At 68.7% G+C, this 10,613-nt stretch carries 9 protein-coding genes; 1 reads left to right on the top strand and 8 read right to left on the bottom strand.

Annotation, left to right across the window (positions count from 1 at the left end; all coding sequences use genetic code 11):
• Window positions 1-32: 32 nt before the first annotated feature.
• Window positions 33-1,037, bottom strand: coding sequence for an asparaginase (locus ACYVKA_RS16110; protein ID WP_394277147.1), 1,005 nt, complete (start codon window positions 1,035-1,037; stop codon window positions 33-35).
• Window positions 1,037-2,524: an amino acid permease gene (locus ACYVKA_RS16115; RefSeq protein WP_460706970.1), complete on the bottom strand. Its 1,488-nt coding sequence runs from the start codon at window positions 2,522-2,524 to the stop codon at window positions 1,037-1,039. The genes ACYVKA_RS16110 and ACYVKA_RS16115 overlap by 1 nt, the downstream gene beginning before the upstream one ends.
• Before the next feature lie 116 nt (window positions 2,525-2,640).
• Between ACYVKA_RS16115 and ACYVKA_RS16120 the strand changes: the two genes are divergently transcribed.
• A complete protein-coding gene (locus ACYVKA_RS16120; protein WP_460706972.1) occupies window positions 2,641-4,029 on the top strand; it encodes a replication-associated recombination protein A in 1,389 nt (462 codons plus the stop codon).
• A 46-nt stretch (window positions 4,030-4,075) separates the two neighbouring features.
• On the opposite strand, the gene glsA is transcribed toward ACYVKA_RS16120, so the two are convergent.
• From glsA to ACYVKA_RS16150, 6 genes are all read right to left on the bottom strand, one after another.
• Window positions 4,076-4,993 (bottom strand): glutaminase A, encoded by a 918-nt coding sequence (gene glsA / locus ACYVKA_RS16125; protein WP_394277150.1) that lies wholly within the window; start codon window positions 4,991-4,993, stop codon window positions 4,076-4,078.
• Window positions 4,994-5,020: 27 nt separating this feature from the next.
• Window positions 5,021-6,550, bottom strand: a complete 1,530-nt coding sequence (locus ACYVKA_RS16130; RefSeq protein ID WP_460706973.1) for an SDR family NAD(P)-dependent oxidoreductase — start codon at window positions 6,548-6,550, stop codon at window positions 5,021-5,023.
• 101 nt (window positions 6,551-6,651) lie between these two features.
• The gene (locus tag ACYVKA_RS16135; protein ID WP_460706975.1) at window positions 6,652-7,452 is read right to left on the bottom strand and encodes an amino acid ABC transporter ATP-binding protein; all 801 of its coding nucleotides are present in this window, start codon (window positions 7,450-7,452) and stop codon (window positions 6,652-6,654) included.
• The gene (locus tag ACYVKA_RS16140; RefSeq protein WP_460706977.1) at window positions 7,452-8,387 is read right to left on the bottom strand and encodes an amino acid ABC transporter permease; all 936 of its coding nucleotides are present in this window, start codon (window positions 8,385-8,387) and stop codon (window positions 7,452-7,454) included. The genes ACYVKA_RS16135 and ACYVKA_RS16140 overlap by 1 nt, the downstream gene beginning before the upstream one ends.
• Window positions 8,384-9,280, bottom strand: a complete 897-nt coding sequence (locus ACYVKA_RS16145) for an ABC transporter substrate-binding protein (RefSeq protein WP_460706979.1) — start codon at window positions 9,278-9,280, stop codon at window positions 8,384-8,386. The genes ACYVKA_RS16140 and ACYVKA_RS16145 overlap by 4 nt, the downstream gene beginning before the upstream one ends.
• 185 nt (window positions 9,281-9,465) lie before the next feature.
• Complete coding sequence (locus ACYVKA_RS16150) at window positions 9,466-10,605, bottom strand: YihY/virulence factor BrkB family protein (RefSeq protein WP_460706981.1); 1,140 nt, start codon at window positions 10,603-10,605, stop codon at window positions 9,466-9,468.
• Window positions 10,606-10,613: the final 8 nt, after the last annotated feature.

The following is a 10,613-nucleotide window of genomic DNA, read 5'->3' on the forward strand; positions in this document are numbered from 1 at the left end:
GGGTGGGGCGGCTCCTGCGTCGGCGATGCCCCTCAGCCGAGGGAACGCTGGATCCTCTCACGAATCTGCTCGGGGGCGAGCCCCTGGGCCAGCAAGTGGCTGAGCCAGGCGACGATGGCGTCGGTGGTCAGGTCGCCACCGGCCACGGCTCCGGTGGCCAACAGCCCCTGGCTGACGGCATAGGTGCCCAGCTGGACGCCGCCGTGCGGGCACTGGGTGGTGACCACCACCACCGTCCCGGCGGCACTGGCCTGCGCCAGCGCCTCCAGCAGCTCCGGGTCGTTGTCGGGGGCATTGCCGACGCCGTAGGCGCGCAGCACCAGTGCCTCCGGCGGCGGGGTGAGCAGGGACCGCACACGCTGGGCGGTCAGGCCTGGGTGCAGGGTGAGCACCACCAGGTCCGTCGGCCGGTAGGGGCGCAGCTCGCCCAGCGGCGTGGCCCGGCCCGGATCATGCGTCTGCGACAGTGGATTGAAGACGAGCTCGCCATCCTCACCTACCACTGCGAGCGGCGGCACGTTGACGGTGTCGAAGGCGTGGTCGTCCTCGCTGGAGACCTTGGTGGCGTGGTGCGGCACCATCAGGGTGCCGTCGAAGAAGAGCGCCACCCGGTCCAGCCGCTCGTCCAGGGCGCAGCGCAGCGCCCCCAGCGCATTGCCCGGCGCGTCCGAGTCGTCGACCACCAGCGAGCGCTGGGCACCGGTCAGCACGACGGCCTTCCCCAGACTGGCCAGGGCGAAGTGGGTCGCGGCGGCGCTGAAGCCCAAGGTGTCGGTGCCGTGCAACACCACGAAGGCATCGGCATCGTCGCGGTGGTCGAGCACGGTCTGGACGATGCGCTGCCAGTCCTGGGGGCCCGCATTGGAGGAGTCGATCAGTGGGTCGAGGGTGACCAGCTGCCAGTCGAGACCGGGCAGCTGCTCGTCGACCAGCCCGGTGAGCCAACCCTCCAGGTCGGCACCCGGCTCCCAGCCCCGCTCGGTCAACTGCATGCCGAGGGTTCCGCCGGTGTAGACCACCAGGATGCGCCGGCCCATCACAACTCCTCGGTTCCGCGACGGGGCGTCTCGACGGCGGTGACGTCGTCCTCAAGGATGGCCTGCTCCAGCAGCGTGGCGTCGATGTTCTTGCGGACCAGGAACCAGCCGCCGACCATGGCCAGCGCGACCAGCCCAAACAGGCCGATGGTGGGCTTGCCGATGTCGTCGGCGAACCACATCATCACGATCACGGCGAGCAGGAACAGGATCGTGGCGGCATTGGTGACCGGCGCCCAGAACAGGCGGTAGGCGGGGCGCTCGTAGAGGCCCTGCCTGGCCTTGCGGACGAAGATCCAGTGGCTCACCATGATCGACATCCAGGTGCCGGCGATACCGATGCCGGCCAGGTTCATCACGATGTCGAAGGCCTGCGTGGGGTAGGCGTAGTTGATCAGGACGCCGATCAGGCCGAGCACCGACGTGATCACGATGCCGCCGTAGGGCACCTTGAAGCGGTTCATCCGCGCGGCGAAGGACGGCGCGGAGCCGGCGACGGCCAGTGAGCGCAGGGTGCGGCCGGTGGCGTACAGGCCGGCATTCAGCGAGGACAGCGCGGCGGTGAGCACCACCAGGTTCATGATCGAACCCGCATTGGGCACCCCGATGGCATTGAAGAAGGTGACGAAGGGCGACTCATTGCGCGAATAGGCATTCCACGGCATCAGCATGGTGAACAGCACCACCGAGCCGACGTAGAACAGCGCGATGCGCCACATCATCGAGTTGACGGCCTTCGGCATGATCTTGGCGGCATCCTGCGCCTCCCCGGCCGCGACGCCGATCATCTCGGTGCCGCCGAAGGCGAAGACGACGCCCAGCGCGAGGGTCACCATCGGGGCCAGGCCCTGCGGGAACAGGCCGCCGTGGTCCGCGATCATCGACGGGCCGGGGGTGTAGCCGTCGACGGCGCGCCCGGTGACGATGAAGAAGACCGCGATCAGCATGAAGCCGACGATGGCGGTCACCTTGATCATGGCGAACCAGAACTCGAACTCGCCGAAGAACTTCACGCTCAGCATGTTCATGGTGAACACGATCGCCAGCGCCACCAGGGCGATGATCCATTGCGGCACGGTGGAGAAGATGTTCCAGAAATGCATGTAGAGGGCGACGGCGGTGATGTCGGCCATCACGGTGGTGCACCAGTCGAGGAAGAAGAGCCAGCCGGTGACGTAGGCGCCCTTCTCACCCATGAACTCGCGGGCATAGGAGACGAAGGCGCCCGAGGAGGGACGGTGGATGGTGAGCTCACCCAGGGCGCGCACCATCAGGAAGGCGAAGAGGCCGCAGACGGCATAGACGATGGCCAGGGCCGGTCCGCCCATCGCCAGGCGTCCGCCGGCGCCGAGGAAGAGTCCGGTGCCGATCGAGCCGCCGATCGCGATCATCTGGATGTGGCGGGGCTTGAGTTCCTTCTCGTAACCGTGGTCGGCCGTGTCCATGTGGGCCGGGCCGCCGTGCACCGGCTGGGTGGGCGTGTCCATCGAGTCTCCTTGGGTGTGCCGTGGGGCGGGTGACGTCCTTGTCACTGCGATTCGGCCATGGTAAAGCCCGCCCCGATCGGCTGGTGAATTCGGTGGTGGTCACTAGGATCGGTGGCGTGACTGACCTGTTCGGCAATCCCGACGACCCCGCTCCCGAGACCGTGCTGGCGCAGGGTTCGGGCGCTGCCGGGCATCTGGACGGCGGTTCGCTCGGTGGCGCCGGACACCATCAGCTGCCGCTTGCGGTGCGGCTGCGGCCACGTACCATCGACGAGATCGTCGGGCAGCAGCACCTGCTCGGCCCCGGCTCCCCGCTGCGCCGTCTGGCCTCGGGGCAGGCCGCGATGAGCGTCTTCCTGTGGGGCCCGCCCGGGGTCGGCAAGACCACCATCGCCTCGGTGGTCTCCCACACCACCCAGCGTCGCTTCGTCGAGGTCTCCGCCGTCACCGCCGGTGTGAAGGAGGTGCGCCAGGAACTCGACATCGCCCGTCGTGAGCTGGCCAACGGCCGGGCGACGGTGCTCTTCGTCGACGAGGTGCACCGCTTCAGCAAGGCCCAGCAGGACGTGCTGCTGCCGGCCGTCGAGAACCGTCTGGTCACGCTGATCGCGGCCACCACGGAGAACCCATCCTTCTCGGTGATCTCGCCCCTGCTCTCGCGTTCGTTGCTGCTCACCCTCAGCCCGCTCACCGACGACGACATCTGTGCGCTGGTCGACCGGGGCCTGTCCGACGAGCGCGGACTGGGCGGGCGCTTCGAGATCGAGGACGAGGCCCGCTCCACCATCATCCGGCTCGCCGGGGGAGACGCCCGTCGCTCCCTGACCTACCTGGAGGAGGCTGCCGCCGGCGCCGAGGCGATGGACTCGCAGACCATCACCGCCGAGATCGTCGAGAAGTCGGTGGATCGCGCCGCCCTGCGCTATGACAAGGACGGCGACCAGCACTACGACGTGATCAGCGCCTTCATCAAGAGCGTGCGCGGCTCCGACGTGGACGCCTCGCTGCACTACCTGGCCCGGATGCTGGAGGCCGGTGAGGACCCGCGCTTCATCGCCCGGCGGCTGGTGATCAGCGCGAGCGAGGACATCGGCATGGCCGCCCCGAGCGTGCTGCAGACCTGCGTGGCCGCGGCCCAGGCGGTGCAACTGATCGGTATGCCGGAGGCGCAGCTCACCCTCGCCCACGCCACCATCGCCGCCGCGACCGCTCCCAAGAGCAATGCCGTCACCACCGCCATCGCCGCGGCCCGGGCCGACATCGCGGCAGGTCGTGCCGGGCTGGTGCCGCCGCACCTGCGCGACGCCCACTACTCGGGGGCACAGCAGCTCGGCCACGGGCAGGGCTACAAGTACGCCCACGACCACCCGCACGCCGTGGCCCGCCAGCAGTACCTGCCCGACGTGCTCGCGGAGGCCCGCTACTACCAGCCCACCGAGCACGGCAACGAGGCACAGATCGCCGACCGGGTGCGCACCCTGCGCGGCCTGCTGGGACGCGACTGACCCTGGACGGTCCGCCACAGCGCCCCGCGCGCGGCATCCTGGGGGCTCAGCGCCGCGGCCCCATCACGTGCAGGTCAAGGTCCCGGCTGACGATCTCGCAGGTGGCCACGCCGCGCACGCTGGAACCGTGCTCGTTGAGCCGCGGCGAGAAGACGGCCAGGCCCAACTGCCCCGGGGCGACGGCGATCAATCCGCCACCGACCCCGGACTTGCCCGGTAGCCCGACGCGCACCATCCACCAACCCGCCTCGTCGTACATTCCCGACATCGTCATCACCGACAGCACCCGCTGCACCACCAGGGGTTCCAGAAGTTGCTGGCCGGTGGCCGGCTGGGTGCCCCCATTGGCCAGGGCGGCGGCCATCCAGGCCAGGTCCGCGGTGGTGACCATCGTGGCGCAGGCGGCGCAGTAGTCGCGAGTGGCCTCCACCGGATCGTCGCCCAGGATGTCGAAGGAGTGCATCAGGTGGGCCATGGCCAGGTTGCGGTGGCCGTTCTCCACCTCCTCCATCGCGATCGACGCATCGGCGTGCAGGGCGCGACCGGCCAGCGAGGAGTAGAAGCGCAGCAGGCGCGACATCCGGCCCTTGTGCGGCAGCAGGCTGGTGGCGGCGATGGCCCCGGCATTGATCAGGGCATTGTCGGGCCGGCCCGTCTCGTCCTGCAACGAGATGCGGTTGTAGGCCTCACCTGAGGGCTCGACGTCGATCGCGGCGTCCACCGCGTCGAAACCCACCTCCGAGAGCGCCAGCGCATAGGTGAAGGGTTTCGAGACCGACTGCAGCGAGAACTCGGTGCGCGCGTCGCCGGCCTCGTGCAGCTGGCCGTCAACGGTGGCGATCGCGATGCCGAAGGGCTCGGGATCTGCCTCGGCCAGCGCCGGGATGTAGGAGGCGACCTCGCCCCCGGTCTCGGGAAGCACCCGACGGTGCACGTCGGCCAGATAGGCTCTCAGGTCATCCATGGGGTCCAGCCTGTCATGCTCGCCGGATCACCAGGGGAAGGGATTGTAGTCCTTGAGGAAGACGCCGTAGAGGTCGACGCCCTGCTCGCCCTGCCAGATCGGGTCCAGCACGCGCGCGGCGCCGTCGACCAGGTCGAGTGGGGCGTGCCAGCCCCCCTGGGCGATGCGCAGCTTCTCGTCGTGCGGGCGCTCGTCGGTGATCCAGCCGGTGTCGACGGCCGTCATCAGGATCTGGTCGGTCTCGAACATCTCCTGGGCGCTGGTGCGGGTGAGCATGTTCAGCGCCGCCTTGGCCATGTTGGTGTGCGGATGCCCGGCGCCCTTGTAGCGGCGTCCGAACTGGCCCTCCATGGCCGAGACGTTAACGACGTACTTGCGACGGGCGCTGCTGGCCCGCATCGACTCCCGCAGCCGGCTGATCAGGATGAACGGTGCGGTCGAGTTGCACAGCTGCACCTCGAGCATCTCCAGCGGGTCCACCAGGTCGACGGTCTTGGTCCAGGAGTTCTCGCGGGCCAGGTCGGGCAGCAGGCCGCCGGCGTCGATGGCGGTGCCGGCCAGGTGCCGCTCCAGCGAGGCATTGCCGGCAGTGAGTGCCTGCGCCGCCAGCTCCGCGGCCGACTGGCTGGCCAGCGCGGCCGACAGGCTTCCCCCGGCCCCGACGAGGGCGGCGGGATGTGCCTCGGAGATGTGGTCGAAGGTCAGCATCCGGGGCATCGGCCGGTCGGTGGGCAGTGCCGCCTTCTCGCCCTCGACCAGGTGCGAGTAGGCGCCGGGGGAGCGGCGCACGGTCTGGGCGGCGTTGTTGATGAGGATGTCGAGCGGTCCGGCCTGGGCGACCTCGTCGGCCAGCGCCACCACCTGGGTGGGGTCGCGCAGGTCGATGCCGACGATCTGCAGCCGGTCGATCCACTCGTCGGAGTCGGGCATCTGGCGGAAACGCCGTGCCGCATCGTGCGGGAAACGGGTGGTGATGGTGAGCGCGGCCCCGTCGCGCAGCAGCCGCAGCGCGATGTACATGCCGATCTTGGCCCGGCCGCCCGTGAGCAGGGCCCGGCGACCGGTCAGGTCGCAGCGCTGGTTGCGCTTGCTGTGGTTGAAGGCCGCGCACTCGGGGCACAGGTCGTGGTAGAAGGCATCGACCTGGGTGTACTCGCCCTTGCAGATGTAGCAGCCGCGCGGTTCGTTGAGGTGGCCGGCGATGGCGCCGGTGGCGGTCGAGACCAGCGGGATGCCGGCGGTCTCGTCGTCGATCCGCTGCGGCGAGGCGGTCGCGGTGCGGGCCAGGACCTCGTTGTCGGCGTCGATGATCGGCTGGCGCACGGCCCGGCGGCGGAGGGCGCGGATCGTCCGGTTCATCCGGTTGACGGCCTGCTTGAAGGCGATCTGGTCGGGGTGCTCCAGCTCAAGCGCCGCCAGTTCGTCGAGAACACGCAGGGTGGTGGCCATGTCGTCGGGGTCGATGCCCGGCCCGAAGGCGTCGTCACTGGGTCGTCCGGGCAGGGGTCGCCCCGGTCGAACTGGTCCGGGCTGAACTGGTCCTGGCTGCGTGGTCACCGGGTAATCCTAGTGGTCCTGGCGCCCTGCCCCAGCATGTGTGCGGCCCAGCCCCCGACATCGGGGGCTGGGCCGCACACCTGGCGCCGAGGGTGGCAGGGTCAGCGGGAGACCCGGCCCAGGAAGGCCTTGGTGCGCTCCTCGCGCGGGTGGTCGATCACCTCGGCGGCCGGCCCCTGCTCGACCACGACGCCGCCGTCCATGAAGACCACCCGGTCGGCCACCTCCCGGGCGAAGCCCATCTCGTGGGTGACCACGACCATCGTCATGCCCTTGCTGGCCAGGTCCTTCATCACGGCCAGCACCTCACCGACCAGCTCGGGGTCCAGTGCACTGGTGGGTTCGTCGAAGAGCATCAGGTCGGGATCCATGGCCAGTGCGCGCGCGATGGCCACGCGCTGCTGCTGGCCGCCCGACAGGTGGCTGGGGAAGGCATTGGCGCGGTCGCCCAGTCCCACCTGCTCCAGCAGGTCGCGTCCACGGCGTTCGGCCTCGGCCCTGTTCGTCCCCTTGACCACGATCGGCGCCTCGGTGATGTTCTCCAGGGCGGTCTTGTGCGGGAACAGGTTGAAGCGCTGGAAGACCATGCCGATGGTGGAACGCTGGCGGGCAATGTCCTTGTCGGTGCGCTGGTAGAGCCTCTCGCCGCGACGCTCCACGCCGATCTGCTCGCCGTCGACCCAGATCTCGCCGGCGGTGATGGTCTCCATCTGGTTGATCAGGCGCAGGAAGGTGGTCTTGCCCGAGCCCGACGGCCCCAGCAGGCAGACGACCTCACCACGGCGCACCTCGAGGTTGATGCCCTTGAGCACCTCGAGCGGGCCGAAGGACTTGCGCACGTCGAGGGCGCGCACCTGGACGTCGCTGGCCTGGACGTCACTGGACTGGTCGGCGCTGCTCATCAGTGGTCTCCTCCGGTGTAGGACAGCGGGGCCTGGCCGCGTCCGAAGCGCTTCTCCAGCCAGCTCTGGCCGACCATCATGATGCTGGTGGTGATCAGGTAGTACAGGCAGGCCGCCATGTAAACGGGGATCATCTTGTAGTAGTTGCTGCCGATGCTGCGAAGCTGATACAGCATCTCGGTGGACAGCGGCAGGGCGATCAGCAGCGAGGTGTCCTTGAACATGGCGATCGTCTCGTTGCCCATCGGCGGGATGATCACGCGCATCGCCTGCGGCAGGATGATCCGCTTCATGGCCTGCTGGCGGGTCATGCCCAGCGCCGTGGCGGCCTCCATCTGGCCCTTGTCGACGCTGATGATGCCCGAGCGGGCGATCTCGCTGAAGTAGGCGGCCTCGGACAGCCCCAGGCCCAGCATGGCGCCGAGGAAGCCGGTGAACAGCTGGTTGGCGTCCAGGGTGGCGATCCGCAGGGTCCCGTCCAGCCCCATCAGGTTCATCAGCTCGCGGTCATAGGGGATGCCGATTCCCACGCCATTGGGGAAGAAGGCGCCGGCCGCGCCGAGGATCGACAGCAGCACGTAGCGGGGGATGGAGCGGAAGAACCAGGCATAGGCGAAGGCGACGCCGCTGAGCAGCGTGTTGTCGCTCATCCGCATCACGGCCAGGATGATGCCGCCGACCACGCCGACCACCATGGAGCCGAGGGTGACCATGATGACACCGAGCCAGAAGCCCTTGGCGACCGGCACCTGGCGCATCGCGTCCAGGGTGAAGAGCCAGTCGAAGGCGGGATTGGTGGCCAGCTGGTGCACGATCATCAGCAGGATGGCGCCGACCAGGATGGCGCTCAGCGTGCGCCACGGGTGACGGACGGGAACGACCTCGAGGGGTTCGGTGGCGGTGGTCTGCTGGGTGCCGGACACGGATGTGCTCACTTGCCGTTCACCTCGAAGGTCTCGACGGCGCCGTCGGTCTGGTTCCACTTGGCGAGGATCTGCTCGTAGTGGCCTGATTCCTTGAGGTCGGTGTAGGCGGCCTGGATGGCCTTGGCCAGTTCGGGCTGGTCCTTGCGGCTGACCACGCCGTAGGGGGCGGTGTCATAGCTCTTGCCGAGCTCCTCGAGCTTGCCATTGCTCATCTTGACCGCGTACAGCGCGATGGGGGAGTCGGCGGCCATCATGTCGGCGCGGCCGCTCATCATGGCGGTGTTGGCCTCGCCCTGGTCGGAGAAGCTGAGCAGCTTGATGGGATTGCCCTTGCACTTGGACTGGGCCTGCTTCATCTCCATCTCCTGCACCACGCCCACCTGGACGGCGACCGAGTGTCCGCACGGGGGCTCGCCGGCCTTGACCTGCTTCGGGTTGCCCTGCTGCACCACCCACAGCGATCCGGCCGAGAGGTAGCTGACCATGTCGACGGTCCTTGTGCGCTCGGGCGTGACCGTGAAGGCGGAGACGCCGGCGTCGTACTTCTTGGCCTGGATGCCGATCAGGATCTGGTCGAAGGGGCTCTGCTTCCACTCCACCTCGACGCCCATCCGCTGGGCGGCGGCATTGAACAGGTCGATGTCCATGCCGCTGATCGTGCCGCCCTCCAGGAATTCGACGGGCTTGTAACTGGGGCTGGTGCCCACGACGATCTTCTTGCTCTGCTGGATGCTGGCCGGGAGCTGCGCGAAGAGCTCCTGGCTTGCCTGGACCGGAGGCAGCTCGGACCCGGCTGAGCTGGTCGGGAGGCCCGATCCGCTCAGGTTGGTGGCGCACCCACTGGCGAGCAGTGCGGTGCAGGCGGCTGCTGCAAGGACAGCAGACCTTGGCGGATGCTTCATGCGCAAAATCCTCCCGGACACTGATGGACGCACCATCCTCTCACCGAAATATCTTCGGTTTCCACTCAGCCCACCATGCGTCATCCCGAAGGGCGAGAAAGTGCCCACCCTGCAGGACGCAGCAGTGCCCGCCACGGATCCGTGGCGGGCACTGCTCGCGGTGGCCCAGCGGGGCGTGGGGAGGGCTACTTCACGAAGCCGTCGGAGTCGAGCTCCGGGCCCTTGGTGGAGGGCTTGCGGGCCGGCTCGTCGCCCGGCTGCAGCCCGCCGGTGGCCTGCAGGCGCACGGCGCGGGCCTCGGCGACGGCCTCGGCCTCCTTCTGCTCGGCCTTCTCGGACTGGCGGGTGTCGCGGGGCGGCAGCTGCAGGGTCTCCTCGGCGCGCATGCCGGCCTGCAGCTGGCGGGCACGCTCGAGCTCGGAGTCCACCTCGGCGCCGAAGAGGAGCGCCAGGTTGGTGAGGTAGATCCACAGCAGCATGACGATCACACCGGCCAGCGCGCCGTAGGTCTTGGAGTAGTTGCCCGCATTGGCGACGTAGAGACCGAAGGCCACCGAGGCCAGGATCCACACCACCAGCGCGACGGCGGCACCGGTGGACAGCCAGCGGAACTTGGGCTGACGCACATTCGGGGTGAAGTGGTAGAGCACGGCGATCATCAGCACCACCAGCGCCAGCATCACCGGCCACTTGGCCCAGTTCCACACCGTGACAGCGGTGCTGCCCAGGCCGACCACGTCACCAACCGCCTCGGCGATGGGGCCGGAGACTACCAGCGCCACCAGCATCAGGGCGGCGGTGATCACCAGGAAGAGGGTGATGAGCAGGTTGACGGGGCGCAGCTTCCAGATCGGACGCCCCTCCTCGATCTCGTAGACCTTGTTCATGGCGCGGCCGAAGGCGCCGACATAGCCCGAGGCCGACCACAGGGCCGAGGCGATACCGATGAACAGGGCGATGCCGGTGCCGGGCGAGTTGACCATCTGCTTCAGCGGGCCCTCGATCTGGCCGTAGGCGTCGGCGGGCGCCAGCTGCTTGACCACGTCGAGCAGGGCCTGGATGCCGCCCTCGGACTGGCCGATCAGGGCCAGCACCGAGACCAGGGCCAGCAGGCCCGGGAACAGCGCCAGCACCGTGTAGTAGGTCAGTGCCGCAGCCAGGTCGGTGCACTGGTCATTGCCGAACTCGCGCAGCGCGTTCTTGAAGGTGAACTTCCAGCCCGGCTTGTTGACATCGCTCGGGGAGGCGGGCTTGCGCGGGTCGTCGGGGTGCGGTGCGTCCTTCTTGGCCTTCGTCTCTTGGTGCTTGTCCTGCTGGTCATTCATGTGGCGCC

The organism is Luteococcus sediminum, assembly GCF_054783495.1.

Coding starts and splice junctions, on each gene's coding strand:
- ACYVKA_RS16150 (WP_460706981.1), bottom strand. CDS start 10,605: ATGAATGACCAGCAGGACAAGCACCAAGAGACGAAGGCCAAGAAGGAC.
- glsA (WP_394277150.1), bottom strand. CDS start 4,993: ATGGATGACCTGAGAGCCTATCTGGCCGACGTGCACCGTCGGGTGCTT.
- ACYVKA_RS16110 (WP_394277147.1), bottom strand. CDS start 1,037: ATGGGCCGGCGCATCCTGGTGGTCTACACCGGCGGAACCCTCGGCATG.
- ACYVKA_RS16135 (WP_460706975.1), bottom strand. CDS start 7,452: ATGAGCAGCGCCGACCAGTCCAGTGACGTCCAGGCCAGCGACGTCCAG.
- ACYVKA_RS16115 (WP_460706970.1), bottom strand. CDS start 2,524: ATGGACACGCCCACCCAGCCGGTGCACGGCGGCCCGGCCCACATGGAC.
- ACYVKA_RS16145 (WP_460706979.1), bottom strand. CDS start 9,280: ATGAAGCATCCGCCAAGGTCTGCTGTCCTTGCAGCAGCCGCCTGCACC.